General features: G+C 60.9%; 20 protein-coding genes. 10 read left to right on the top strand and 10 right to left on the bottom strand.

The genetic code is table 11. The annotated features are described in order from the left end of the window. Positions 1-75: 75 nt before the first annotated feature. Positions 76-2346, bottom strand: coding sequence for a bifunctional 23S rRNA (guanine(2069)-N(7))-methyltransferase RlmK/23S rRNA (guanine(2445)-N(2))-methyltransferase RlmL (gene rlmKL, locus LIS66_RS08960; RefSeq protein ID WP_024012311.1), 2271 nt, complete (start codon positions 2344-2346; stop codon positions 76-78). A gap of 530 nt (positions 2347-2876) precedes the next feature. Between rlmKL and rmf the strand changes: the two genes are divergently transcribed. Beyond that, positions 2877-3092: a ribosome modulation factor gene (rmf, locus tag LIS66_RS08955; RefSeq protein ID WP_003223300.1), complete on the top strand. Its 216-nt coding sequence runs from the start codon at positions 2877-2879 to the stop codon at positions 3090-3092. 257 nt (positions 3093-3349) lie between these two features. On the opposite strand, the gene LIS66_RS08950 is transcribed toward rmf, so the two are convergent. Beyond that, positions 3350-4369, bottom strand: coding sequence for a quinone-dependent dihydroorotate dehydrogenase (locus LIS66_RS08950; protein WP_042608439.1), 1020 nt, complete (start codon positions 4367-4369; stop codon positions 3350-3352). A gap of 218 nt (positions 4370-4587) precedes the next feature. Here LIS66_RS08950 and LIS66_RS08945 point away from each other — a divergent pair, with 218 nt between their 5' ends. The 8 genes from LIS66_RS08945 (at position 4588) to cobA (ending at position 16382) form a co-directional block, all read left to right on the top strand. Continuing rightward, the gene (locus LIS66_RS08945; RefSeq protein WP_227974029.1) at positions 4588-5799 is read left to right on the top strand and encodes a CmpA/NrtA family ABC transporter substrate-binding protein; all 1212 of its coding nucleotides are present in this window, start codon (positions 4588-4590) and stop codon (positions 5797-5799) included. 14 nt (positions 5800-5813) lie between these two features. Continuing rightward, the gene (locus LIS66_RS08940) at positions 5814-6389 is read left to right on the top strand and encodes an ANTAR domain-containing response regulator (protein WP_007916390.1); all 576 of its coding nucleotides are present in this window, start codon (positions 5814-5816) and stop codon (positions 6387-6389) included. Positions 6390-6819: 430 nt separating this feature from the next. Continuing rightward, positions 6820-8031: a nitrate/nitrite transporter gene (locus LIS66_RS08935; protein WP_065614911.1), complete on the top strand. Its 1212-nt coding sequence runs from the start codon at positions 6820-6822 to the stop codon at positions 8029-8031. 7 nt (positions 8032-8038) lie between these two features. Next, the gene (locus tag LIS66_RS08930; RefSeq protein WP_227974028.1) at positions 8039-9709 is read left to right on the top strand and encodes a bifunctional protein-serine/threonine kinase/phosphatase; all 1671 of its coding nucleotides are present in this window, start codon (positions 8039-8041) and stop codon (positions 9707-9709) included. Positions 9710-10119: 410 nt separating this feature from the next. After that, positions 10120-12573 (top strand): nitrite reductase large subunit NirB, encoded by a 2454-nt coding sequence (gene nirB / locus LIS66_RS08925; RefSeq protein WP_016773837.1) that lies wholly within the window; start codon positions 10120-10122, stop codon positions 12571-12573. Beyond that, positions 12570-12887, top strand: coding sequence for a nitrite reductase small subunit NirD (nirD, locus tag LIS66_RS08920; protein ID WP_042608444.1), 318 nt, complete (start codon positions 12570-12572; stop codon positions 12885-12887). Before nirB ends, nirD begins: the two co-directional genes overlap by 4 nt. Next, entirely contained in the window at positions 12887-15601 is a 2715-nt protein-coding gene (locus LIS66_RS08915; protein WP_227974027.1) for a nitrate reductase, read from the top strand. The genes nirD and LIS66_RS08915 overlap by 1 nt, the downstream gene beginning before the upstream one ends. A gap of 10 nt (positions 15602-15611) precedes the next feature. Further along, on the top strand, positions 15612-16382 hold the full coding sequence (gene cobA, locus LIS66_RS08910; protein WP_227974026.1) for a uroporphyrinogen-III C-methyltransferase: 771 nt from the start codon (positions 15612-15614) through the stop codon (positions 16380-16382). Positions 16383-16451: 69 nt separating this feature from the next. Here cobA and LIS66_RS08905 read toward each other — a convergent pair whose 3' ends face one another. The 8 genes from LIS66_RS08905 to ppsA form a co-directional block, all read right to left on the bottom strand. After that, entirely contained in the window at positions 16452-17486 is a 1035-nt protein-coding gene (locus LIS66_RS08905) for an OmpA family protein (protein ID WP_016773833.1), read from the bottom strand. A gap of 107 nt (positions 17487-17593) precedes the next feature. Next, complete coding sequence (gene sigX, locus LIS66_RS08900; protein WP_016773832.1) at positions 17594-18184, bottom strand: RNA polymerase sigma factor SigX; 591 nt, start codon at positions 18182-18184, stop codon at positions 17594-17596. Between the two features lie 90 nt (positions 18185-18274). Further along, positions 18275-19099: a mechanosensitive ion channel family protein gene (locus LIS66_RS08895; protein ID WP_016773831.1), complete on the bottom strand. Its 825-nt coding sequence runs from the start codon at positions 19097-19099 to the stop codon at positions 18275-18277. Between the two features lie 2 nt (positions 19100-19101). Then, positions 19102-19350, bottom strand: a complete 249-nt coding sequence (locus LIS66_RS08890) for a hypothetical protein (protein ID WP_003223293.1) — start codon at positions 19348-19350, stop codon at positions 19102-19104. Between the two features lie 63 nt (positions 19351-19413). Next, on the bottom strand, positions 19414-20409 hold the full coding sequence (locus LIS66_RS08885; RefSeq protein WP_064362858.1) for a zinc transporter ZntB: 996 nt from the start codon (positions 20407-20409) through the stop codon (positions 19414-19416). A 21-nt stretch (positions 20410-20430) separates the two neighbouring features. Then, positions 20431-20922, bottom strand: coding sequence for a ribonuclease E activity regulator RraA (gene rraA / locus LIS66_RS08880; protein ID WP_227974025.1), 492 nt, complete (start codon positions 20920-20922; stop codon positions 20431-20433). 210 nt (positions 20923-21132) lie between these two features. Further along, positions 21133-22122, bottom strand: a complete 990-nt coding sequence (locus tag LIS66_RS08875; protein WP_065614907.1) for an alpha/beta fold hydrolase — start codon at positions 22120-22122, stop codon at positions 21133-21135. A 185-nt stretch (positions 22123-22307) separates the two neighbouring features. Further along, positions 22308-24683, bottom strand: a complete 2376-nt coding sequence (gene ppsA / locus LIS66_RS08870; RefSeq protein ID WP_227974024.1) for a phosphoenolpyruvate synthase — start codon at positions 24681-24683, stop codon at positions 22308-22310. A 174-nt stretch (positions 24684-24857) separates the two neighbouring features. Here ppsA and LIS66_RS08865 point away from each other — a divergent pair, with 174 nt between their 5' ends. Next, positions 24858-25676 (top strand): pyruvate, water dikinase regulatory protein, encoded by an 819-nt coding sequence (locus tag LIS66_RS08865; protein WP_016773826.1) that lies wholly within the window; start codon positions 24858-24860, stop codon positions 25674-25676. The last annotated feature ends 38 nt before the right edge of the window (positions 25677-25714 follow it).

Here is a 25714-nt window from a genome sequence, read left to right as displayed (position 1 = left end):
ACTAATTTAGCCAGCACCGCAGGATCCACGGAGCCTTTAAAAATCAAGGCTCTGTGGATCCAATGGGACAAAACGTCAACGAGCCGTGATTTTCCAGGCGCGATGGATCTTGGTATTGCGGGCGAAATCCGGATCAATGGTCTGCGCGCTGATTTCTTCCACCGCATAGCGCTCGGCGAGGTTCTCTTCCAGCTGGAACTTGCGGAAGTTGTTGGAGAAATACAGCACGCCACCCGGTGCCAGACGCGCCATCGCCAGGTCGATCAGCTGCACCTGATCGCGCTGGACGTCGAAGATGCCCTCCATGCGCTTGGAGTTGGAGAACGTTGGCGGGTCGATGAAGATCAGGTCGTATTCGTCGCGGCTGCTTTCCAGCCAGGCCATCACATCGCCCTGCTCCAGGCGGTTCTTGTCCGAGAACCCGTTCAGCGACAGGTTGCGACGAGCCCAGTCCAGATAGGTTTTCGACAGATCGACGCTGGTGGTGCTGCGCGCACCGCCCTTGGCCGCGTGCACGCTGGCGGTCGCGGTGTAGCAGAACAGATTGAGAAAGCGCTTGCCGGCGGCCTCTTTCTGAATGCGCATGCGCATCGGACGGTGATCGAGGAACAGGCCGGTGTCGAGGTAGTCGGTGAGATTGACCAGCAACTTCACGCCGCCTTCATTGACCTCGACGAACTTGCCCTGGGCGGCCTGACGCTCGTACTGCTTGGTGCCGCTCTGCCGCTCGCGGCGCTTGACCACTACGCGATTCTTGTCGACGTTCAACGCCTGCGGAATGGCCGCCAGCGCATCGAACATACGCGCCGAGGCTTTTTCCGGGTCGATGGATTTCGGCGCGGCGTATTCCTGAACGTGCACCCAGTCGTGGTAAAGGTCGATGGCCATCGCGTATTCCGGCATATCGGCATCGTAAACGCGGTAGCAATCGATGCCTTCGCGCTTGACCCACTTGCCCATCGCCTTGAGATTCTTTTGCAGACGGTTGGCAAACATCTGCCCGCCTTCGCTCAGGCGCGGTTGCTCGATCACCGGCGCCGGGGCTGGCGTCGGCTTGATCGGGTTGCCGTTCTTGTTGAACTTGCGTTCCTGCGGCTCGTCCGGGGTCTGGTCGTAGGCCGCTTGCTCGCGCTCGGCCTGACGCTGTTCCGGGGTGCGCCGCTCGCCAGTGACGAACTGATCCGGCAGGACCTTGATCAGCAACAGCTTGCACGGCAGCGCGCCGTTCCAGAACGAATACTGTTTGTGGCTGCGAATGCCCATGCGCTTGCCCAGATCCGGCGCACCGGTGAACACCGCCGCTTCCCAGTTAAGGCAGGCCTGACGCAGACGCTCGCCGAGGTTCTGGTAGAGATACAGCAGACTGGCTTCATCACCCAGACGCTCGCCGTACGGCGGGTTGCAGATCACCAGACCTTTCTGGTTCTGATCCGGGCGCGGCTCGAAGGTCGCCACTTCGCCCTGGTAGATCTTGATCCACTCGCTAAGGCCGGCGCGCTCAACGTTGTTGCGACCCGGCTGAATCAGTCGCGGATCCGCTTCATAACCACGAATCCACAACGGTGGCTTGGCCAGACCGGCAGCGGCGCGCTCGACGGCTTCTTCGTGAAGTTTTTTCCACAGCGCCGGCACGTGGCCGAGCCACGCGGTAAAGCCCCACTGCTCGCGGCGCAGGTTCGGCGCCATGTCGGCGGCGATCATCCCGGCTTCAACGAGAAACGTACCGACACCGCACATCGGGTCAGCCAGCGCGCCGCCCTCGGCGGCAATACGCGGCCAGCCGGAACGAATCAGAATAGCGGCGGCGAGGTTTTCCTTCAGCGGCGCCGCGCCCTGCTGCAAGCGGTAGCCGCGCTGGTGCAGGCTGTGGCCGGAGAGGTCGAGGGAGAGAATCGCTTCGCCGCGATCCAGGCGCAGGTGGATGCGCAAGTCCGGGTTGAGTTTGTCGATCGACGGACGGTCGCCCTGCGGGGTGCGCAGTTTGTCGACGATGGCATCTTTGACTTTCAGCGCGCCGAAGTGGGTGTTGTCGATGCCCGAGCCGTGGCCGCTGAATTCGACGGCCAGGGTGCCGTCGCTGAGCATGTGATCCTGCCAGTCGATGTCGAGCACGCCGTGGTAGAGGTCTTCGGCGTCCTTCATCGGGAAACGCTTGAGCACCAGCAACACACGGTTGGCCAAGCGCGACCAGAGGCACAGGCGGTAGGCGGTTTCCATGGTTGCCATGCCACGCACGGCGGAGGTGTGCTCGCGCGCTTCTTCAAGGCCAAGCCCGACGGCTTCCTCGATGAGCAGGCCTTCAAGGCCTTTGGGGCAAGTGAGGAAGAGTTCGAAACGATCGGACATGGTAATTCCAGAGCCTTTGGCTAGTGGGCCGGCAACGCATTGCCGACCCGGTTTTCAATCAGGCGCTTTTCTGAAAGAGCGCCCGCGTGGCACGAAGGTGTGCCGTTCCATCCCCGCTGCTCGGGTTAAAAGAGCTTAGATGCCGGGACAGATAAAAAAGTTGGTGAAACAAAAAGACTGAAAGCGACCCTTCGTCGAATAGTACCCAAGCGCAAACGTGGGTCATTCTCACTTGAAGATTAACCCGCCGGGTCAGCGGGGCGCCGATCATACCGGGGTTTGCGCGTTGATCGTTGAATAAATACGCGGTTACTTATCGCCATAGCATCCTTTCCGTTACGTGCTTATGACAAAACGATCATTCCCTCGATGTGACTCATTGGTTAGAACTGAGCACAGGTTGACGTCGCAACGGCGTCAACACCTTGGCTCGCCACGCCGGCAGCGAGCCGAACGATGGCAGGTTTTTTCTGCCAGACCTCAATTGAGGTCAACGCGACACTACAGTCAACAAGTGAGGGAAACACCCTATGAGAAGACTTAAGCGTGATCCGTTGGAAAGAGCATTTTTGCGCGGATATCAATATGGCGTTGGTGGCAAATCCCGTGAGCTTTGCCCATTTACTCTACCGTCGGTACGCCAAGCCTGGATCAACGGCTGGCGAGAAGGACGCGGCGACAACTGGGACGGTATGACCGGCACTGCGGGAATCCACAGACTCAACGAACTTCACGCCGTCGGCTGACACAGGGCATTTATTCCGACACGACAATCTGAATCTGCACTGAATTAACCACGCACGTCCCTCCCGGACGGCGGGCTACGGCCCAGGGGCTCCTTCGAGGAGCCCTTTTTTATGCCTGCTACATTATTTGTGCCATACACAAAACCTGTAGGAGTGAGCCTGCTCGCGATAGCTTTCTTTCGGTCACTTCATCAGCGACTGACAGACCGCCATCGCGAGCAGGCTCACTCCTACAAGGGAACAGTGGTGTCTACGGATCAGCGCAATGCGGCGATCGCATCCACCGATTCACGAATCAGCGCCGGACCTTTATAGATGAAGCCCGAATAGATCTGCACCAGGCTCGCGCCAGCAGTGATTTTCTCCGCCGCGTGCTTGCCTTCGGTAATCCCGCCCGCGGCAATGATCGGCAAGCGCCCGGCCAACTCGCCCGACAGCACTTTCACGGTGTGGGTGCTCTTCTCACGCACCGGCGCCCCCGACAGACCGCCCGCCTCGTCGCCATGTTCCATGCCTTCGACGCCGACACGGCTCAGGGTGGTGTTGGTGGCAATCACCGCGTCCATCCCGGTTTCGAGCAGCGCCTGGGCCACCTGCGCGGTTTCTTCGTCGGTCATGTCCGGCGCAATCTTGATCGCCAGCGGCACATGCTTGCCGTGACGCAACGCCAGTTCGGCGCGGCGCGTGGCCAGATCCGCAAGCAATTGCTTGAGCGAGTCACCGAACTGCAGGCTGCGCAGGCCCGGAGTGTTCGGCGAGCTGACGTTGACGGTGACGTAGCTGGCGTGGGCGTAGACCTTGTCCAGGCAGATCAGGTAGTCGTCGACCGCACGCTCGACCGGGGTGTCGAAGTTCTTGCCGATATTGATCCCCAGCACGCCTTGGTATTTCGCCGCAGCGACCCGCGCCAGCAGGTTATCCACACCGAGGTTGTTGAAACCCATGCGGTTGATGATCGCCTCGGCTTCCGGCAGGCGGAAGATCCGCGGTTTCGGATTACCCGGCTGCGGACGCGGGGTCACGGTGCCGATTTCGACGAAACCGAAACCCAGTTGCGCAAAGCCATCGATGGCCGCGCCATTCTTGTCCAGACCTGCCGCCAGCCCCACCGGGTTCGGGAACTCGAGCCCCATGACGGTCACCGGCATCTTCGCCGGTGCCTTGCTCAGCAAGCCGTTGAGACCCAAACGTCCGCCCGCGCCGATCAGATCCAGCGACAGATCGTGGGAGGTTTCCGGGGAAAGTTTGAACAACAGCTGACGGGCCAGGGTGTACATGGGCGGCAATGACTCGGGCGGCGAAAAGAGGCGGCGATTATAGCCGGGCATCGTCCCCCGGCGCGAGGCGCCTGCACGAATCAGGTGACTGGCATATGCCTTGCACCGCCCTGTTCATCAGTCTGCCGACCAATGACGGCGCGCAGACCAGGACAATGGCGTCGTCCTCGGGTTTTGCCTGCGCAGAATCCGGGACGACGTTTTTTTTGAGGTAGCGTATGAACGAAACGTCCATGGGGCCTCTGGCCTGGGTCAATGGCAGCGATGCGCCGGAAAAGAGCGCGATCAATCTCGGCTTCATGGCACTGAGCGACTGCGCCTCGGTGGTGGTCGCCGCCACCCAGGGCTTCGCCCAGCCCTACGGGCTGACGCTGAACCTCAAGCGGCAGGCGTCGTGGGCCAACCTGCGCGACCAACTGGTCAGCGGCGAACTGGATGCCGCCCACAGCCTGTACGGGCTGATTTATGCGGTGCACCTGGGCATCGGCGGGATCGCCCCGACCGACATGGCAGTGCTGATGGGCCTGAACCAGAATGGCCAGAGTCTCAACCTCTCGCATGGTCTACAGCAGGCTGGCGTGAACAGTCCTGAAGCGCTGGATCGGCATGTGCACCAAAGCCGCGCAAAACTGACCTTCGCCCAGACCTTCCCCACCGGCACCCACGCGATGTGGCTTTATTACTGGCTGGCGAGCCAGGGCATTCACCCGTTGCAGGATGTCGACAGCGTGGTGGTGCCGCCACCGCAAATGGTCGCGCACCTGCAAGCCGGGCGCATCGACGGTTTTTGCGTCGGCGAACCGTGGGCAGCCAGCGCGGTGCAGCAGGATCTGGGTTTCACTTTAGCCACCAGCCAGAGCATCTGGCCCGACCACCCGGAAAAAGTCCTCGGCTGCACCCGTGAATTCGTCGAGCAATACCCGAACACAGCGCGGGCGCTGGTCATGGCCATTCTTGAGGCCAGCCGCTTTATCGAACAAAGCCCGGAGAATCGCCGCAGCACCTCGCAATTGCTCAGTGCCGCCGAATACCTCGACACCCCGGCCGCGTGCATCGAACCGCGCTTCATGGGTGACTACGCCGACGGCCTCGGCAATCGCTGGCAGGACCCGCACGCGCTGCGCTTTCATGGCGCAGGCGAGGTCAATCTGCCCTATCTCTCCGACGGCATGTGGTTCATGACCCAGTTCCGCCGCTGGGGTCTGCTGCGCGAGGATCCGGATTATCTGGCCGTCGCCCGGAAGGTTCAGCGTCTGGATCTGTACCGCGAGGCCGCCAGCGCTGTCGGTGTGGCAACTGCCCATGCAGACCTGCGCAGCAGCCAGTTGCTCGACGGCAAGGTCTGGGACGGCAGCGATCCGGCGGGCTATGCTCGCAGTTTCAAACTGCATGCCCTGAACGACGCCGCCCCCCTTCTCGCCCAGCGCTGACAGGAGACGCCAACATGTTGCGCATTCTGCTGATCAACGACACTGCGAAAAAAGTCGGCCGCCTGAAAGCGGCGCTGACCGAGGCCGGCTTCGAGGTGATCGACGAGTCAGGGCTGACCATCGACTTGCCGGCGCGCGTCGAAACGGTGCGCCCGGACGTGATCCTGATCGATACCGAGTCACCGAGCCGTGATGTCATGGAGCAAGTGGTGCTGGTCAGCCGCGACCAGCCACGGCCGATCGTGATGTTTACCGACGAACATGACCCGGGCGTGATGCGTCAGGCGATCAAGTCCGGGGTCAGCGCCTACATCGTCGAAGGCATCCACGCCCAGCGTCTGCAGCCGATTCTCGATGTGGCGATGGCACGCTTCGAGAGTGACCAGGCCTTGCGCGCGCAATTGCAGGCCCGTGACCAGCAACTGGCCGAGCGCAAGCGCATCGAACTGGCCAAGGGTTTGTTGATGAAAATGAAGGACTGCAACGAAGAAGAGGCCTACACCCTGATGCGCCGCCAGGCCATGAGCCGGCAGCAGAAGCTGATTCAGGTGGCGGAGCAGATTATTGCCATGAGTGAGTTGCTGGGCTGAGGCGTTCTCACCGCTGAAGAGCCCCTCACCCTAGCCCTCTCCCGGAGGGAGAGGGAACCGATTGGGGGATGCTCGGGAAATACGCCGACCTGCAATTTCTTTTGTGAATCCATAATCGACTCGGTCGTTCAGGTCGATGTTTGACGTCAGACACCTCGGTCAGTCCCCTCTCCCTCTGGGAGAGGGCTAGGGTGAGGGGCTTTTGCTTTTCAGCTTTTGGCACAAATCTCGCTATGTAATCCGCACAGGTAACCAACGGCGGTTGCCCCACCTACGACAAAGACGTCGCTCACCCCGTTCGCCCTCCGGCGAATCAGGTAGCGGCGTTTTTGCGTTTTGGCCCCAGTGAACGGGGCCGGTGGTGCGGCCGTGAGGCGCTCCACCTGCTGTGCATGACTCCTTTCGAGACTCTTTTCAGCCGAGGTGCGCGATGAATTCAAGCTTCTGGAAATCCGGCCATACCCCGACCCTGTTCGCGGCCTTCCTGTATTTCGACCTGAGCTTCATGGTCTGGTACCTGCTCGGCCCGCTGGCCGTGCAAATTGCCGCCGATCTGCACCTGACCACCCAGCAACGCGGCCTCGTCGTCGCCACGCCGATTCTGGCCGGTGCGGTGTTGCGCTTTGCCATGGGCATGCTCGCCGATCGCCTGTCGCCGAAGACCGCCGGGCTGATCGGCCAGGTCATCGTCATCTGCGCACTGTTCGGCGCGTGGAAACTGGGTATCCACAGTTATGAACAGGCGCTGATCCTCGGTCTGTTCCTCGGCATGGCCGGTGCGTCGTTTGCCGTGGCCCTGCCGCTGGCGTCGCAATGGTACCCGCCAGAACATCAGGGCAAAGCCATGGGCATCGCCGGCGCGGGCAACTCCGGCACTGTGTTCGCCGCACTGCTCGCCCCAGTAATTGCCGCCGCGTTCGGCTGGAGCAACGTTTTCGGATTTGCCCTGATCCCGCTGGTCCTGACTCTGGTGCTGTTTGCCTGGCTGGCGAAAAACGCTCCGCAACGGCCGAAAGCGAAAGCCATGGCCGACTACTTCAAGGCCCTCGGTGATCGCGACAGCTGGTGGTTCATGTTTTTCTACAGCGTCACCTTCGGCGGCTTCATCGGCCTGGCCAGCGCCCTGCCCGGTTACTTCAACGATCAATACGGTCTGAGCCCGGTGACCGCCGGCTACTACACCGCGGCCTGCGTGTTCGGCGGCAGCCTGATGCGGCCGTTGGGTGGTGCGCTGGCCGATCGCTTCGGTGGCATCCGCACCTTGCTGGCGATGTACACCGTTGCCGCCATCTGCATCGCCGCCGTCGGCTTCAACCTGCCAAGTTCCTACGCGGCGCTGGCGCTTTTCGTCTGCACCATGCTCGGTTTGGGCGCAGGCAACGGTGCGGTTTTCCAACTGGTGCCGCAGCGTTTTCGTCTGGAGATCGGCGTGATGACCGGGCTGATCGGTATGGCCGGCGGTATTGGCGGCTTCGCCCTGGCGGCGGGCATGGGCGCGATCAAGCAAAGCACCGGCAGTTATCAACTGGCGCTGTGGTTGTTCGCCAGCCTCGGTGTGTTGGCGTGGTTTGGCCTGCACGGCGTCAAGCGTCGCTGGAGAACCACTTGGGGTTCGGCGGCAGTAACGGCGGCGCGAGTCTGAGGCTTCAATGGCCCTGCAACTGAGTTTCGCCGAAGCCAGCGCCATCGGCCCGCGCGCGGACAATCAGGACGCCCTGCGTTCGGTGACACCGGCGCCGGCCTTGGCGCTGAGCAAGGGTTTTCTGTTCGCCATCGCCGACGGCGTCAGTCAATGCGCCGACGGCGGCCTCGCCGCGCGTTCGACCTTGCAAGCGCTGGCGCTGGACTACTACGCCACGCCGGAAACCTGGAGCGTGGCCCAGGCGCTGGATCGATTGCTGCTCGCGCAAAACCGCTGGCTGCAGGCCAATGGCGGCGGGCAACCGCTGCTGACCACGGTCAGCGCGCTGGTGATGCGCGGTCGGCGCTTCACCCTCGCGCATGTCGGCGATTGCCGGGTCTATCGCTGGCATGCCGAGCGGTTGCAGCGCATCAGCGAGGATCACGTCTGGGAGCAACCGGGCATGCAGCATGTGCTCAAACGTGCGCTCGGGCTCGATCAGCATCTGGTGCTGGACTTCCTCGACGGCGAACTGCGTGAGGGCGAAAGCTTCGTGCTGCTTAGCGACGGCGTCTGGTCGACCTTGGGCGATACCGCAATCGCGGCGGTTCTGCGTGATCAGCCGGATCTGCACAGCGCGGCGCACACTCTGGTCAACGCCGCGCATCTGGCCGGCAGTCAGGACAACGCCAGTGCCCTGCTGGTGCGCGTCGATGCGCTGGGCGAATCGAACATCGGCGATGCGCTGGTGCAACTGCAGCAATGGCCGCTGCCGCCAGCGCTGAAACCCGGACAAGCGTTCGAAGGCTGGCAGGTGCAGAGCATCGTCGGCCAGAGCCAGCAATCGCTGCTGTATCGCGTGCTCGATGGCCACGGCCAGCGGTGGCTGTTGAAGACCTTGCCGACGCGCCTGGCCGACGATCCACAGGCCGGGCAAGCGCTGCTGTCCGAGGAATGGTTCCTCAAGCGCGTGGCCGGCCGGCATTTTCCGCAAATCCATGCCTGCACCCAGCGTCAGCATTTGTACTACGTGATGCGCGAATATGCCGGGACGACGTTGGCCGTAGCGTTTCAACACGGCGGCCCGCTGCCATTGGCGCAATGGCAGGACATCGCCGAGCGCCTGCTGCGCGCGGTGGGGCTGTTGCATCGGCGGCAGATTCTGCACCGCGATATCAAACCGGAAAACCTCCTGCTGGGTGATGATGGCGAGCTGCGCTTGCTGGATTTCGGGCTGGCTTATTGCCCGGGCTTGTCGGAAGACGCGCCGGCGACATTGCCGGGAACGCCAAGCTTCATTGCTCCGGAAGCGTTTCGCGGCGAACCACCGAATGCACAGCAGGATTTGTATTCAGTTGGCGTCACCCTTTATTACCTGCTCACCGGGCATTTTCCCTACGGCGAGATCGAAGCTTTCCAGCGGCCCCGGTTTGGCGTGCCGGTCAGTGCCAGTCGCTATCGACCGGACTTGCCGGAATGGCTGGCGCAGAGTCTGGAACGCGGCGTCGCAGCCGATCCGCAGCAACGCTTTGAAACCGCTGAAGAGTGGTTGTTGGTGCTGGAACAGGGTGAGCGCCGCAGCCTGAGCGTGCGACCCCGGCCTTTACTGGAGCGGGAGCCGTTGAAGGTCTGGCGGAGCATGGCTTTGGTGGCGTTGCTGGGGAATATCGTGCTGCTGGTTTTGTTGTTTCATGGCTGAGACCGTGTTGCGGCGATCGCGAGCAGGCTCACTCCTACAATTTGGAATGCGTTCCCCTGTAGGAGTGAGCCTGCTCGCGATGGCGCCCGACTTGGCAGCGCAAACCCTCCATAGATAACGCGCCACGAACGAGCAATACGCCTCGATTCGGTGCAGAAAACGTACGTGAGCTGTAGGAAAAGCCCAATAAATCCGCGCATCCCCAAGTTGGCACAACCACTGCATTACCCCAATCACCACACATAAAGCCCAACCTTCAACGACGAAGGCTGCGCTTCCCGAGAGAACGGGACCAGGACAAAGGCGTCCTCGCTAGGCAACTAGCGGGACGCCTTTTTTTGTTTGCGCGAAATTTGTCGAGCAAGGCCCGACGGCCCACCAGAGGCCAGCCGCAGCTCCCGGAGAACCTGATGAAAAAACTCAAACTGGTGATGATCGGCAACGGCATGGCCGGGGTGCGTACCCTGGAAGAACTGCTCAAGCTGAGCGACGAACTCTACGACATCACCGTCTTCGGCGCCGAACCGCACACCAACTACAACCGCATTCTGCTGTCGCCAGTGCTGGCCGGGGAGCAGACATTCGAAGAGATCGTCCTCAACGACCTCGACTGGTACCTGGAAAACAACATCAAGTTGCTGCTCAACCGCAAAGTCGTGGAGATCGACCGGGTCAAACGCCGGGTAATCGCCGAGGACGGCACCGAGGCCGAATACGATCGCCTGCTGATCGCCACCGGCTCGACCCCGTTCATTCTGCCAATCCCCGGCAACACTTTGCAGGGCGTGATCGGCTACCGCGACATTGCCGACACCCAGGCCATGATCGACACCGCCAGGACCCACAAACACGCCGTGGTCATCGGCGGCGGCCTGCTCGGCCTCGAAGCGGCCAACGGCCTGATGCTGCGCGGCATGCACGTCACCGTGGTGCACCTCGGCGAATGGCTGCTGGAGCGGCAACTGGACAAGACCAGCGGCCAGTTGCTGCAATCAGCGTTGGAGTCCCGTGGCCTGCATTTCCGCCTGTGCGAACAGACCCAGGCCCTGCACGACGCCGGCAATGGCCGGGTCGGCTCGGTGCAGTTCAAGAACGGCGACATCATCCCTGCGGATCTGGTGGTGATGGCCGCTGGCATCCGCCCCAACACGGAACTGGCGGAAAAGGCCGGCATCCCGTGCAATCGCGGGATTCTGGTCAACGACACCCTGCAAACCTACGACCCGCGCATCTACGCGATCGGCGAATGCGCCAGCCATCGCGGCATCGCCTACGGCCTGGTTGCGCCGTTGTTCGAACAGGCCAAGGTCTGCGCCAACCACCTCGCTCAACTCGGCTTCGCTCGCTATCAAGGTTCGGTGACTTCGACCAAATTGAAAGTCACCGGTATCGACCTGTTTTCCGCCGGCGACTTCATGGGCGGCGAAGGCACCGAGACCATCACCCTCTCGGACCCGATCGGCGGCGTGTACAAAAAACTGGTGATCAAGGATGACGTGCTGGTCGGCGCTTGTCTGTACGGCGATACGGCAGATGGCGGTTGGTATTTCCGGCAGATTCGTGAGAATCACGCCATCGGTGAGATCCGCGATCACTTGATGTTCGGCGAAAACGCTTTAGGCGACGTAGGACATCAGGGCCAGGACAAAGCCATGGTCATGGCGGACAGCGCCGAAGTCTGCGGCTGCAATGGTGTGTGCAAGGGCACCATCGTCAAGGCCATTCAGGAACACGGTCTGTTCAGCGTCGATGAAGTGAAAAAACACACCAAGGCCGCCAGCTCCTGCGGTTCCTGCGCCGGGCTGGTCGAGCAGATCCTGATCAATACCGTGGGTGGCGCGGCGGACGTCAAACCGAAAAGCGAAAAAGCCATCTGCGGTTGCAGCGATCTCAACCACGGGCAGATTCGCCAGGCGATCCGCCAGGAACATCTGCTGACCATCGCCGAGACCATGAGCTACCTCAACTGGCGCACGCCGAACGGCTGCGCGACCTGCCGCCCGGCGCTCAACTATTACCTGATTTCCACCTGGCCCGGCGAAGCCAAGGACGATCCGCAATCGCGCCTGATCAACGAACGCGCCCACGCCAACATCCAGAAGGACGGCACCTATTCGGTGGTGCCACGGATGTGGGGCGGCGTGACCAACCCGTCGGAACTGCGGCGCATCGCTGATGTGGCCGATAAGTACAACGTGCCGATGGTCAAGGTCACCGGCGGTCAGCGCATTGACTTGCTGGGGATCAAGAAACAGGACCTGCCCGGCGTCTGGAAAGACCTCGACATGCCGTCCGGCCACGCCTACGGCAAATCCATCCGCACGGTGAAGACCTGCGTCGGCAGCGAATTCTGCCGCTTCGGTACACAGAACTCGACGCAGCTGGGCATCGAGCTCGAGCACGACCTGTTCAACATGTGGTCGCCGCACAAAGTGAAGCTGGCGGTGTCCGGTTGCCCACGCAACTGCTCGGAAGCGGGCATCAAGGACGTAGGAATTATCGGCGTAGACTCCGGCTGGGAGATGTACATCGGTGGCAACGGCGGGATCAAGACCGAAGTCGCCGAGTTCTTCGTCAAACTGAAAACCGCCGAAGAAGTCCGCGAATACAACGGCGCGTTCCTGCAGCTCTACCGCGAAGAAGCCTTCTACCTCGAGCGCACCGTGCACTACCTGCAACGGGTCGGCATGGAGCACATCAAGAAAAACGTGCTCGAAGACGCCGAGCGGCGCAAGGCCTTGAACGAGCGCCTGCAATTCTCCCTGTCGTTCGAACAGGACCCATGGAAAGAACGCCTGGCGCAGCCGCAACTGAAGAAAGAATTCGACGTGATCCCTGTGAAAAACCTGGAGGTGCCGGCATGAACTGGCTCGATATCTGCGCGCTGGAAGAGATCAACGCCCTCGGATCGCGGATCATTGCCGGGCCGAAAGGTGACATCGCGATTTTTCGTACAAGCGACGATGAGGTTTTCGCCCTTGATGACCGCTGCCCGCACAAGGGCGGGCCGCTATCGCAAGGCCTGATCTACGGCAAACGTGTGGCGTGTCCGCTGCACAACTGGCAGATCGACCTCGAAACCGGCGAAGCCCAGGCACCGGATATCGGCTGTGCCCACCACCATCCGGCGCGAGTCGAGAACGGTCGGGTGCAACTGGCCCTGCGGGACGCCGTCTGATGAACCGCCAGACGACCGCCTCGACCTGCTGTTACTGTGGGGTCGGCTGCGGCGTGCTGATCGAGCATGACGGCGAGCGCATCCTCGGCGTCAGCGGCGATCCGGCGCATCCGGCCAACTTCGGCAAACTGTGCAGCAAAGGCTCGACGCTGCACCTGACCGGCGACCTCGCCGCCCGCGCCTTGTACCCGGAACTGCGTCTGGGCAAAGGCCTGGCGCGCAGCCGTACTGACTGGGACAGCGCACTGGAACACGCCGCCAACGTCTTCGCCGAAACCATCGCCGAGCACGGCCCGGATAGCGTGGCGTTCTACATTTCCGGGCAGTTGCTCACCGAGGACTACTACGCCTTCAACAAACTCGCGCGGGCGCTGGTCGGCACCAACAATATCGACAGCAATTCGCGGCTGTGCATGTCCTCGGCGGTAGTCGGCTACAAGCGCAGTCTCGGCGCCGACGCCCCGCCGTGCAGCTATGAAGATCTAGAACTGAGCGACTGCGTGATGATCGTCGGCAGTAACATGGCCTACGCCCATCCGGTACTTTTTCGCCGGTTGGAGGAAGCCAAATCCCGTCGTCCGCAGATGAAAGTCATCGTCATTGACCCGCGTCGCACCGACACATGCGATTTGGCTGACCTGCATCTGGCGATTCTTCCGGGCACCGATGTCGCTTTGTTCCATGGGATTTTGCACCTGCTGCTGTGGGAAGACTGGGTCGATCGCGATTTCATCAAGGCGCACACCGAAGGCCTCGGCGAACTTAAAACGCTGGTGCGCGACTACACCCCGCAGATGGTTTCGCAGCTGTGCGGCATCAGCATCGAGCAGTTGCAGCAATGCGCGGAATGGGTCGGCACCGCGCCGAGCTTCCTGTCGCTGTGGTGCATGGGCCTGAACCAGTCCAGCGCCGGCAGCGCGAAAAACAGCGCGCTGATCAACCTGCACCTGGCCACCGGGCAAATCGGCCGTCCCGGTGCAGGACCTTTCTCTCTCACCGGTCAGCCAAACGCCATGGGTGGGCGGGAAACCGGCAGTCTGTCCAACCTGCTACCGGGCCATCGCGACGCCGCCAACCCCGAACATCGCGCCGAGGTGGCGGCATATTGGGGCGTGGAAAGCTTGCCTGAGGCGCCGGGGCTGAGCGCCATCGAACTGTTCGAAAACCTGCGCAGCGGCAAGATCAAGGCGCTGTGGATTGCCTGTACCAACCCGGCGCAATCGATGCCGGATCAGAACGCAGTTCGCGCAGCGCTTGCGGCCTGTCCCTTTGTGGTATTGCAGGAAGCCTTTCGCACCACCGAGACCGCCGCGTTCGCCGACCTGTTATTGCCCGCCGCCAGTTGGGGCGAGAAGGAAGGCTCGGTGACCAACTCCGAGCGGCGCATTTCCCACGTACGCAAAGCGGTTGTCGCACCGGGCGAAGCGCGGCCGGACTGGGCGATCACGGTGGATTTCGCACAGCGTCTGGAGAAACGTCTGCGTCCTCAGCAGCCGAGCCTGTTCGCCTTCGACCAGCCTTCGCAGTTGTTCGATGAATTCAAATGGCTGACCCAAGGCCGCGACATGGACCTTTCCGGCATCAGTCATGCGTTGATCGACGAGATCGGCCCGCAGCAATGGCCCTTCCCCGCCGGCGCCCGCCAAGGCACGCCACGCTTGTACGGCGACGGCATTTTTCCCACTGCCAATGGCCGCGCGCAGTTCATTGCCGAGCCGTATCGCGCCGCCAGGGAACAACGCGATGCGCGCTTCCCGCTGACCCTGATCACCGGGCGCCTGCGCGACCAGTGGCACGGCATGAGCCGCACTGGCACCGCGGCGCAGTTGTTCGGTCACGTCAGCGAAGCCGTGCTGAGCCTGCACCCGGACGAGATGCGCCGGCATCGTTTGCAGCCCGGCGATCTGATCAATCTGAAAAGCCGTCGTGGCGCTGTGATTGTCGCGGTCGGCAGCGATGACAGCGTGCGTCCGGGCCAGGCATTTCTGCCGATGCATTGGGGTGACCGTTATCTCAAGGGCGGCGTTAACAACCTGACCCAGCCGGCATTCGATCCGCTGTCCAAGCAACCCGAGCTCAAGCACAGCGGCGTGCGTCTGGAGGCAGTCAACCTGCCATGGCAACTGTTCGCTCTGATCGAGGGTGATGTTCAACGGCATTTCGAGACGCTACGACCGCTGTGCGAGGCGTTTTCCTACGTCAGCCTCAGCCTTGTCGGTCGGGAGCGGCCGGCGTTGTTGATACGCGCGGCACACGCCGAGGCACCGGATCCGCAGTTACTGGGCGAGATCGACCGGTGCCTGTCGCTGCTGGATGGCCCGGTTCTGGCTTACGACGATCCGCGTCGCGCTATTGGCAAGCGGGTGCGCATCGAAAATGGCCGTATCACCGCCATTCGCCTGGCCGGCGAAACCCTGGCGCAGCACTGGCTGCAGAGCCTTTGGCTGGAGGGCCGCGCCGACCAGCAACTGCGGCGCTGGCTCCTCGCGCCAATGAGCGCACCGCCGGGCGCTGTCGGCGCCATCGCGACTGACAAGACGCTGTGCAATTGCGAAAACGTCAGCCTCAACGCAGTCTGCGCCGGCATCCGCCAGGGCCTGGATCTGCAAGGCCTGAAAAAAACTCTTCGATGCGGTACGCAATGCGGTTCCTGCGTGCCGGAAATCAAGCGTCTGCTGGCTGCCGAAGCGCGGCCGGTCGCGGTCATTCAATGAGGACAACACCATGAATGCGAAAGTCTGGCTGGTGGGCGCAGGCCCTGGCGATCCGGAATTGCTGACGCTCAAGGCAGTGCGCGCGCTGCGCGAAGCCGCTGTGGTGATGATCGATGATCTGGTCAACGAGGCCGTGCTCGAGCACTGCCCCGGTGCACGGGTCATTGCCGTCGGCAAACGCGGCGGCTGCCGCTCGACACCGCAGGCATTTATCCATCGGTTGATGTTGCGTTATGCCCGTCAGGGTAAATGCGTGGTGCGGCTCAAGGGCGGCGACCCGTGCATTTTCGGTCGGGGTGGTGAAGAAGCGCAGTGGTTGCGCGAGCGCGGTGTTGAAGTGGAACTGGTCAACGGCATCACCGCTGGGCTGGCCGGGGCGACACAGTGCGATATTCCGCTGACGTTGCGGGGCGTGGCGCGCGGGGTGACGTTGGTGACCGCGCACACCCAGGATGACAGCCAGTTGAACTGGCAGGCATTGGCGCAAGGCGGGACGACGCTGGTGATCTATATGGGGGTGGCCAAACTGGGCGAGATTCGCGACCAGCTGTTGGCGGGAGGGATGGCGGCGGATACGCCGGTGGCAATGATCGAAAATGCCTCGTTGGCGCATCAGCGGGAGTGTCGCAGTGATCTGAGCGCGATGGCTGAGGATGCCTCAGCGTTCGAGTTGAAGAGCCCGGCGATTCTGGTGATTGGTGCAGTGGCGGCTGTTGCCCAAGAGCAAAAGATCGCAGCCTTCGGCAGCTCCTGCACGGCGTACGGCGTGCAAGCGCTTTAAGCTCCGTAACCAAATCGCGGACAAAGAAAAGCCCGGCCTGAGCCGGGCTTTTCCATCAGCGGCAGCTAATTACTTAGCTTGAGCTTCGACCTGCGCTTCTACGCGACGGTTTACAGCGCGGCCAGCGTCAGTTTTGTTGTCAGCAACTGGGCGGGATTCGCCGTAGCCAACAGACTGAACGCGGGACGATTCAACACCGTACTGGTTGGTCAGAACCTGCTTAACGGCGTTTGCACGACGCTCGGACAGTTTCTGGTTGTAAGCGTCAGGACCGACGGAGTCAGTGTGACCTTCAACAGTAGTGGTGGTGGATGGGTACTGCTTCATGAAGTCAGCCAGGTTTTTGATGTCGCCGTAGCTGTTAGGCTTGACTACCGACTTGTCGAAGTCGAATTTCACGTCCAGCTCAACACGAACAACTTCAGCAACTGCTGGGCAGCCATCAGCGTCAACGGTTACGTTGGCTGGGGTGTCCGGGCACTTGTCAACGTTGTCGCAAACGCCATCGTTGTCACTGTCGGAGCAGACTTCAGCAGGTGCTGGAACTGGAGCAGCAGCTGGTTTGGAGCCGCCACCGAAGTTCACACCGATACCGACGCTAGGAGCCCACTCGGTGTCGCCCTGGTCGATGTTGTACTGAGCTTCAACGCCGGCACGGGCGTAGAAGTTCTCGGTGAAGTACAGCTTGGCACCGCCGCCAACGTTGGCGAAGGTGGAACGGTTACGACCGTTCGAACCGTTCTGGTCGATGCTCTGGTCAGAGAAACCGGCCGAAACGTATGGACGAATCATGTCGCCTGGGTTGTTGAAGTGGTACAGAGCGTCCAGAGCGGTGTTAGCGCCTTTGACGTTCTTGCCATCGTCGGCACGTACGTTGTGCACTTCGTCGTAGCCCAGACGCAGTTCAACGTCGTCGGTCAGGAAGTAACCGATCGAACCGCCGAACAGGTTGCCGTTGTTCTTGAAGTTACGAGCGCTGTCGAATTGTTCTTTCTTAGCGAAGCCTTCGATTTCAACTGCGCCTTGGCCTTGTGCCAGAGCGCCGAACGAAGTGGCGGCAATCAGAGAACCAATGGCCAAGCCCAAGGTGTTTTTCAGTTTCATCCGTTAAATCCCCATCTGGTGATTGTGAAGCAGTCCCGCAAACCGGGGGACAACTCGGCGGCAAGTCTATCAGAACTTGCCTACACGTAAGAGATATTTGCGCTGAACTAAGTTTCAGCAATGCCTGCAAATTTCTCACGCAATTTATCTAGAGCGCGTTTGTAACGCATTTTTGTCGCACTCAAACCCATGTGCATGATGTCTGCGATCTCCTGAAACTCCAGCTCTGCGACAAATCGTAGCACCAGAATTTCGCGGTCAATCGGATTCACATACACCAGCCAGCGATCAAGCCCACCCTTCTCCTCCGGCTTCGGCGCCTTTTCTTCAGACGCTTCTTCAAGAGGGTCCAGACTGAGAGCGTCCATCAAGCGACGCTTACGCCGTTCCTTCCGATACTGCGTGATGCATTCGTTGTAAGTGATGCTGTAAAGCCAGGTTTTGAACTTCGATTTCCCCTCGAAGTTCTTCAGGCCGTACAGCACCTTCAGCATCACTTCCTGACAGACATCGTCTGCGTCGCGATCGTTCCCAAGATATCTCGCGCAGACGTTAAATAATGTTCGCTGGTAACGCCGCATCAACTCTTCGTAGGCGCGCGTTACGTGAAACAGCTCGGTATGCGAGCGCGCGACCAACTCCTCATCAGAGAGCTCGCGGGGGTCGTAGCGCGTGGATAGCGGTTGGGCTTTATTCAAAACAAGTCGTGCCGACAGTCAGGTCAATGTCCGCCACAACCAGCCTCGGCTGGCATTTTGCGGCGGCATACATTAGCAGGGTTTGCCGGTTTAGCGGCTACTCACATGCTGTTCCAGCAGGATCCGATTGGAGAGAGAGACTAGCTCACCCTCATCGGTCAGCAATGTGGTTTTAACCGTGCCGATCTCTTCGATCTGGCCTTCGACCTCGCCAACACGCACTTGTTGCCCAACCTCGTACAGCTCACGCACATAGATTCCCGCAAGAATCTGACCGGCGATTTCCCGGCTTCCCAATCCCATGGCCAGCGCAACTGCCAGACCAACGGTAATCAATACGATGACAATGACATGGTTCAGCAGGTCAGTCTTGACCTCAAGCTGACTGATCGCAACCGAGATACTGATGATGATCACCAGCCCCTGCGCAATGCGTCCCAGCCCGGAAGCGTAGTCCAGGCCTACGCCTTCTGCCGCCCCGCGCACCAGTCCGTTCGCCAATTGCGCCAGCAGGACACCGACCAGCAGCACCAGCGCGGCGCCGAAAACCTTCGGCAGATACAACGCCAGCATGTCCAGCGTAGCTGAAACTCGCTCAAGGCCAAGGGATTCTGCCGCGGAAACCAGAAAAATCAGCAGAACGAACCAGTAGACGATTTTACCGATCAATGTCGAGATTGGCACCTGCAGCCCGGCGCGCGACATCAATTTGGTCAATCCGGTGCCGCCCATCAGCCGATCGAGGCCCAGTTTGGCGAGCAATTTCGAGAGCAAGGTGTCGAGCAGTTTGGCCACGACGAAACCCAGCAGCAGCACGACCAGTGCGCCGAACAGGTTCGGAATGAAATTAGCGACTTTGGTCCACAACGCAGTCATTGCAGTGACGAGGCTCTGAGTCCAGAGATCAAGTTCCATATTCAATCAGCCTTATCAGCAGTGCGAGCAGTGGTTTTACGAAGACGGGAAACCGGCGAGACATGCGCCGAGCCATTGTTCAGGGCGATCATCAGCGCGGGCAGCCAGCGGCCCAGCAGGCTGAACAGATCACCGGCGCCGACCTGGCGGTTGGCGGTTTTGAGTACGCGGCCCAGGCACGCATCGTCGTCGCGGCTGGACGGCGAGGCGTTGAGCATGTCGCGTAGAGACTGTTCAAACGGATCGTGCATACGCACCTCTCGTGATGTCTGTGAAAGACGCGGGCAGATTTGCTCGGGTCACATGCGCCATGTTCACACCCAGCGCAAACGGCGGAACAACCACCACTGGCCGAACGCCAGGGCGAGCACCGTCAGACAGGCAATCAGGAAACCATAAGGGCTTTCGGCAAACGGAATACCGCCGACATTGATACCCAGCAGACCGGTGATGAAACTCATCGGCAAAAAGATGCAGGTAATGATGCCGAAGCGGTACATGGTGCGATTCATGTGCACGCTCAAACGCCGGTCTTCGGCCTCCAGCACAAGCCCCACGCGCTCTCGGGTCAGTTCGAGCTCCTCGAGATAGCGGGTCAGACTGTTGTTCAATTCGTTCCAGTAGTCGGCATCGTCTTCGACGAACCACGGCAGTTTTATCCGCGTCAGCTGTCCGAAAATATCCCGCTGCGGCGCGAGAAAACGCTTCAGCCCGGCCGCTCTGCGACGGATGTGCAAAATGGCGCCATGCTCGGGAGTGTACCGTTCGTCGGCGTCGAGTTTTTCTTCCTCTTCATCGACCACTTCCGACAGGCACGTGACCAGATCCTGCACTTTGTTGGTGAGGAACTGCGCCAGATACAGCATCAATTCGGAGGACGTTTTAGGACCTTTGCCCTCACCCAGCAGCGCCAGCAACTCATCGGTTGCGCGCAACGGGCGCAAACGCAGGGAAATCACGCGTTGGGCAGCAGCGAAAATCCGCACCGAGACCATGTCTTCCGGCTCGGCGCCTGGATTGAGATTGACCCCGCGCAGAAACAGCAGCAGCTCGGAGTCCGGCAATGGCAACAGCCGCGGCCGGGTGTTCTCTTCCAGCAGCAGATCACAGGTGAATTCATTGAGCCCGCTGGATTTGCGCAGCCAGGTCCGGGTCTGCGGATGGCTGCGATCCCAGTGCAGCCACAGGCTTTCATGGGCCTGCAGTTGCAAATCGTCGAGTTCAGTCCGGGCTATCGAACGCGCACCGCCCTTACCGTCCAGCACCAGGGCATGCACCAGCCCCCACTGCGCGTTTTCTTCCTCGAACATCCGCATCCCTTGTCGAAAATCTTATTCAGGCATTTTCAGCGGGCTCGGCGAAACGATCACGCCGTTGTTGTCCGCATAAATGTACTGGCCCGGGTGAAACGTCACGCCGGCGAATGTCACCGGGACGTTGAGGTCGCCAATGCCGCGCTTGTCGGTTTTCATCGGGTGGCTGGCCAGCGCCTGCACGCCGAGATCGGTCTGCGCAATGACGTCGACATCACGGATGCAACCGTAGATGACCAGCCCTTCCCAACCGTTCTGCGCGGCCTTGGCGGCGATCATGTCGCCCAACAGGGCGCGGCGCAGCGAACCGCCGCCATCGACCACCAGCACTTTGCCTTTACCGTTGAGATCGGCCTGCGCCTTGACCAGCGAGTTGTCTTCGAAGCACTTGATGGTCACGATTTCGCCGCCGAAGGAATCACGGCCGCCGAAATTGCTGAACATCGGTTCCAGCACCTGCACCAGCTCCGGGTAGGCGTCGCACAGATCAGGCGTAAGGTAATGTTCCATCGAAAAACTCCTGTAAAAAGGAAGACGATCAAGGATGCCGCATGCTGATGAGACGAGTTCCGGCGGTCGCTGTTTACCTTAGTCCATGCCATGGTCGCTGACGCAACCTGAACAAACCCTGAAACGTAATCGCTAAACAGTCACGAAATATGACCGGAACCGCACAATGCGTCATATCTTAGCCGCAAGCCAGGCCGAACGGAACGCCCCTCAGACGGCAGCGGCCAGATTCGCTGCCTGCCCCGGCAACGGTGTCTGCTGATCGCTCAGCCAGCGCGCCACCAGCGGCCACACCTCAGCCTGCGCTGCTTTGCTTACCAGCATTTCGACGTGGCCGAAATTATCCGAGAAGCCTTGCTCACGGCCCAGGTTGATGAACTGCTTGTGCTCGGAGCCGATCTGCTCGAACAGCTTGCGGCAGGCCCACGCCGGATCCTGATGATCCCCCGCTGCCGTCACGGCCAGCACCGGCACCTGAACCTCGGCGAGCCCGGCCCACCAATCCTTGTCCTTGTCGCCAAAGCGGCCGAACAAGCCGTACCAGCGCATGCTTTCGATGGCCAGACCGATCGGCTCATCTTCCGGGCCACGTTTGAGGCGTGAGCCGGACAATTGCGCGAAGCGCTTGAGAATAAAGCGCCCGCCCCACTCCACCGGTGGAATCTTCAGTGGCCAATAGGTGCGGCTGACCTGCGTCCCGAAAAACGCCGCCGAGGCCACTGCCGGTTCGCCAAGGTATTCCCCACCGAGTGCGGCCGCCAGAGTGATGCCACCCAGAGAATGGCCGATCCAGTGCGGGATCTGTCCGCTCTGCTCGCGAACAAACGCGGCGATTGCCGGCAGATCGTAGCGGGCATAATCGGCCACGCGGTTGCGCCGGTAGTCTTCGTTACGCTGAGACAGGCCGTGACCGCGCATTTCCGGGATCCACACGTCGAAGCCCAGCCGCGTCAGATACGCGCCGAGCCCGAGGCCTTTGGGGGAAAACCAGAAACGCCGATTGGAAAAGCTGCCATGCAACAGGATCACCGGCACGCCGCGTGGCGCCGAGTCATCGGCCATGCCCAGGCGGGTGACAGCGATCTCCACGGACCAGTCCGGACTATTGCCGGGTTTCAATCGATAGACGTCTTCGCTCAGATCGCCGCGCCGCTCGGCGCTGATCAGCGCGACAGGAAACAGGTTGCTGCTGCTTTGCATAATGCTCTTGCACAAAAAAGGGCGGCATCCGATGGAGCCCGCCCTACTTCAATCTCAAGGCCCGGCCCCTTGTAGGAGTGAGCCTGCTCGCGATGGCGGTGTGTCATTCGAATCACTGCTGACTGTCATGACGCTATCGCGAGCAGGCTCACTCCTACAGGGGACGCGGCCCGTTCACATGTTGATCAAGCCTGCGCCTGACCTTCGGCGAGGAAGAACCAGGTTTCCAGCACGGTGTCCGGGTTCAGCGACACGCTTTCGATGCCCTGTTCCATCAGCCACTTGGCCAGATCCGGATGGTCGGAAGGACCCTGACCGCAGATGCCGATGTACTTGCCGGCCTTGTTGCACGCCTGAATGGCGTTGGCCAACAGCTTCTTCACCGCCGGATTACGCTCGTCGAACAAGTGAGCGATGATCCCCGAGTCGCGATCCAGACCCAGCGTCAGTTGGGTCAGGTCGTTGGAGCCGATCGAGAAACCGTCGAAGAATTCGAGGAATTCCTCGGCCAGAATCGCGTTGGATGGCAGTTCGCACATCATGATCACGCGCAGACCGTTTTCGCCGCGCTTCAAGCCATTTTCGGCGAGCAGATCGACCACCTGGCTGGCTTCGCCGAGAGTCCGGACGAACGGCACCATGATTTCCACGTTGGTCAGGCCCATCTCGTTGCGCACACGCTTCAGCGCGCGGCATTCGAGTTCGAAGCAGTCGCGGAACGATTCGCTGATGTAACGCGAAGCGCCACGGAAGCCGAGCATCGGGTTTTCTTCTTCCGGCTCGTAGAGCTTGCCGCCGATCAGGTTGGCGTATTCGTTGGACTTGAAGTCCGACAAGCGCACGATGACTTTTTTCGGCGTGAACGCAGCAGCCAGGGTGCTGATGCCTTCCACCAGTTTGTCGACATAGAAGTCGACCGGGTCGCTGTAACCGGCGATGCGCTTGTCGACGCTGTCCTTGATGTCCTGCGGCAGGCCATCGTAGTTCAACAGCGCTTTCGGGTGCACGCCGATCATGCGGTTGATGATGAATTCCAGACGCGCCAGACCGACGCCGGCGTTCGGCAACTGCGCGAAGTCGAAAGCGCGATCCGGGTTGCCGACGTTCATCATGATCTTGAACGGCAGCTCCGGCATGGCATCGACGGAGTTCTTCTTGATGTCGAAGCCCAACTCGCCTTCGAAGATGTAACCGGTGTCGCCTTCGGCGCAGGATACGGTCACGCCCTGGCCATCCTTCAGCAACTGGGTGGCGTTACCGCAACCGACCACCGCCGGAATGCCCAGCTCACGGGCGATGATCGCCGCGTGGCAGGTACGCCCGCCACGGTTGGTCACGATGGCGCTGGCGCGCTTCATCACTGGTTCCCAGTCCGGGTCGGTCATGTCGGAGACCAGCACGTCGCCCGGCTGGACCTTGTCCATCTCGGAAACGTCTTTGATGATCCGCACTTTGCCGGCGCCGATGCGCTGGCCGATCGCGCGACCTTCCACCAGCACAGTGCCGGTTTCTTTCAGCAGGTAACGTTCCATGACGTTGGCCTGGGTGCGGCTTTTCACGGTTTCCGGACGCGCCTGGACGATGTACAGCTTGCCGTCGTCACCGTCCTTGGCCCACTCGATGTCCATCGGGCAGCCGTAGTGCTTCTCGATGATCATCGCCTGTTTGGCCAGCTCGCTGACTTCGGCGTCGGTCAGGCAGAAACGCGCGCGTTCGGCCTTGTCGACGTCGACGGTCTTGACCGAACGACCGGCCTTGGCCTCGTCGCCGTAGATCATCTTGATGGCTTTGCTGCCCAGGTTGCGCCGCAGGATGGCCGGACGACCGGCCTCCAGCGTGCCCTTGTGCACATAGAATTCATCCGGGTTGACCGCGCCTTGTACGACGGTTTCGCCCAGGCCGTAGGCGCCAGTGATGAACACCACGTCACGGAAACCCGATTCGGTATCGAGGGTGAACATTACGCCGGCGGTGCCGGTTTCCGAACGCACCATGCGCTGCACGCCAGCGGACAGGGCGACCAGTTTATGGTCGAAGCCCTGGTGCACGCGGTAGGAAATCGCACGGTCGTTGAACAGCGAAGCGAACACCTCTTTGGCGGCGCGGATAACGTTTTCCACACCACGGATGTTCAGGAAGGTTTCCTGCTGACCGGCGAAGGAAGCGTCCGGCAGGTCTTCGGCGGTGGCGGAAGAACGCACGGCCACGGCCACGTCAGGGTTGCCGGCCGACAGCGCGGCGAACGCGGTGCGGATCTCGGTGTTGAGTTTTTCCGGGAACTCGGCGTCCATGATCCATTGGCGGATCTGTGCGCCGGTCTTGGCCAGGGCATTGACGTCGTCGACGTCGAGCGCGTCGAGGGCCTTGTGGATCTGATCGTTCAGGCCGCTCAGTTCGAGGAAGTCACGATAGGCCTGAGCCGTCGTGGCGAAGCCGCCGGGGACCGAAACACCGGCGCCTGCCAGGTTACTGATCATCTCGCCCAGGGATGCGTTCTTGCCCCCCACATGCTCAACATCGTGTTTGCCGAGCTTATCGAGGGAAACTACGTACTCTACCAAGGTGATCTCTCCACTAACTGTGTTGGAAAAGCTCAGAAACCGGCGGCCCGGGGGAGCCTTGGCCGGTTGTATGGCCTGGACCTGGAAAATAAGTGAGAATGCGGGCCAATGGCGGCCGGCAAATCGCGCCTATCATATCCAAGAATGCTCATTAGTCTAAGGCCCAAGGTGCAAATGAAACGATCTGCTTTCTTCATCTCCGATGGCACCGGCATTACCGCCGAAACCCTGGGTCAAAGCCTCTTGGCGCAGTTCGAAAACATTACCTTCAGCAAGTTCACGCGGCCCTACATCGACAGCGTGGAAAAAGCGCGGGCCATGGTACAACAAATCAACAAAGCCGCTGAAACCGACGGCTTTCGGCCGATCATCTTCGACACCATCGTCAATCAGGACATTCGTGAGATTCTCGCAACGTCCAATGGTTTCATGATCGACATTTTCTCGACCTTCCTCGCGCCGCTCGAACAGGAGCTCACCGAGCATTCTTCCTACACCGTGGGCAAGTCCCACTCCATCGGGCACAACTCCAATTACATGGAGCGCATCGAGGCGGTGAACTTCGCCCTCGACAACGATGACGGCGCGCGCACCCACTATTACGACAAAGCCGATCTGATACTAGTGGGCGTGTCGCGATGCGGCAAAACCCCGACGTGTCTGTACATGGCCATGCAGTTCGGCATCCGCGCGGCCAACTATCCGCTCACCGAAGACGACATGGAGCGCCTGACCCTGCCAACCGCCCTGCGCGCCCACCAGCACAAGCTGTTCGGGCTGACCATCGACCCTGATCGCCTCACCGCGATCCGCAACGAGCGCAAGCCCAACAGCCGCTATTCGAGCTACGCCCAGTGCGAATTCGAAGTGCGCGAAGTGGAAAACCTGTTCCGCCGCGAGAACATCCCGCACATCAATTCCACGCATTTTTCCGTGGAAGAGATTTCGGCGAAGATTCTCGTGGAGAAAGGGGTTGAGCGGCGGTTCAAGTAGTCCGGCGTCGCCTGATCTGGCGCCTTCGCGAGCAGGCT

Source organism: Pseudomonas sp. HN2 (assembly GCF_020736465.1).
Lineage (GTDB): Bacteria > Pseudomonadota > Gammaproteobacteria > Pseudomonadales > Pseudomonadaceae > Aquipseudomonas > Aquipseudomonas moraviensis_A.
Note: the sequence above shows the minus strand (reverse complement) of the source record. Positions and strands in the feature narration are given on the sequence as shown.

What these genes read in the sequence shown, in the direction of transcription:
- rlmKL (WP_024012311.1), bottom strand. Translation starts at nt 2,346, where the DNA reads ATGTCCGATCGTTTCGAACTCTTCCTCACTTGCCCCAAAGGCCTTGAA.
- rmf (WP_003223300.1), top strand. Translation starts at nt 2,877, where the DNA reads ATGAGAAGACTTAAGCGTGATCCGTTGGAAAGAGCATTTTTGCGCGGA.
- LIS66_RS08950 (WP_042608439.1), bottom strand. Translation starts at nt 4,369, where the DNA reads ATGTACACCCTGGCCCGTCAGCTGTTGTTCAAACTTTCCCCGGAAACC.
- LIS66_RS08945 (WP_227974029.1), top strand. Translation starts at nt 4,588, where the DNA reads ATGAACGAAACGTCCATGGGGCCTCTGGCCTGGGTCAATGGCAGCGAT.
- LIS66_RS08940 (WP_007916390.1), top strand. Translation starts at nt 5,814, where the DNA reads ATGTTGCGCATTCTGCTGATCAACGACACTGCGAAAAAAGTCGGCCGC.
- LIS66_RS08935 (WP_065614911.1), top strand. Translation starts at nt 6,820, where the DNA reads ATGAATTCAAGCTTCTGGAAATCCGGCCATACCCCGACCCTGTTCGCG.
- LIS66_RS08930 (WP_227974028.1), top strand. Translation starts at nt 8,039, where the DNA reads ATGGCCCTGCAACTGAGTTTCGCCGAAGCCAGCGCCATCGGCCCGCGC.
- nirB (WP_016773837.1), top strand. Translation starts at nt 10,120, where the DNA reads ATGAAAAAACTCAAACTGGTGATGATCGGCAACGGCATGGCCGGGGTG.
- nirD (WP_042608444.1), top strand. Translation starts at nt 12,570, where the DNA reads ATGAACTGGCTCGATATCTGCGCGCTGGAAGAGATCAACGCCCTCGGA.
- LIS66_RS08915 (WP_227974027.1), top strand. Translation starts at nt 12,887, where the DNA reads ATGAACCGCCAGACGACCGCCTCGACCTGCTGTTACTGTGGGGTCGGC.
- cobA (WP_227974026.1), top strand. Translation starts at nt 15,612, where the DNA reads ATGAATGCGAAAGTCTGGCTGGTGGGCGCAGGCCCTGGCGATCCGGAA.
- LIS66_RS08905 (WP_016773833.1), bottom strand. Translation starts at nt 17,486, where the DNA reads ATGAAACTGAAAAACACCTTGGGCTTGGCCATTGGTTCTCTGATTGCC.
- LIS66_RS08895 (WP_016773831.1), bottom strand. Translation starts at nt 19,099, where the DNA reads ATGGAACTTGATCTCTGGACTCAGAGCCTCGTCACTGCAATGACTGCG.
- LIS66_RS08890 (WP_003223293.1), bottom strand. Translation starts at nt 19,350, where the DNA reads ATGCACGATCCGTTTGAACAGTCTCTACGCGACATGCTCAACGCCTCG.
- LIS66_RS08885 (WP_064362858.1), bottom strand. Translation starts at nt 20,409, where the DNA reads ATGTTCGAGGAAGAAAACGCGCAGTGGGGGCTGGTGCATGCCCTGGTG.
- rraA (WP_227974025.1), bottom strand. Translation starts at nt 20,922, where the DNA reads ATGGAACATTACCTTACGCCTGATCTGTGCGACGCCTACCCGGAGCTG.
- LIS66_RS08875 (WP_065614907.1), bottom strand. Translation starts at nt 22,122, where the DNA reads ATGCAAAGCAGCAGCAACCTGTTTCCTGTCGCGCTGATCAGCGCCGAG.
- LIS66_RS08865 (WP_016773826.1), top strand. Translation starts at nt 24,858, where the DNA reads ATGAAACGATCTGCTTTCTTCATCTCCGATGGCACCGGCATTACCGCC.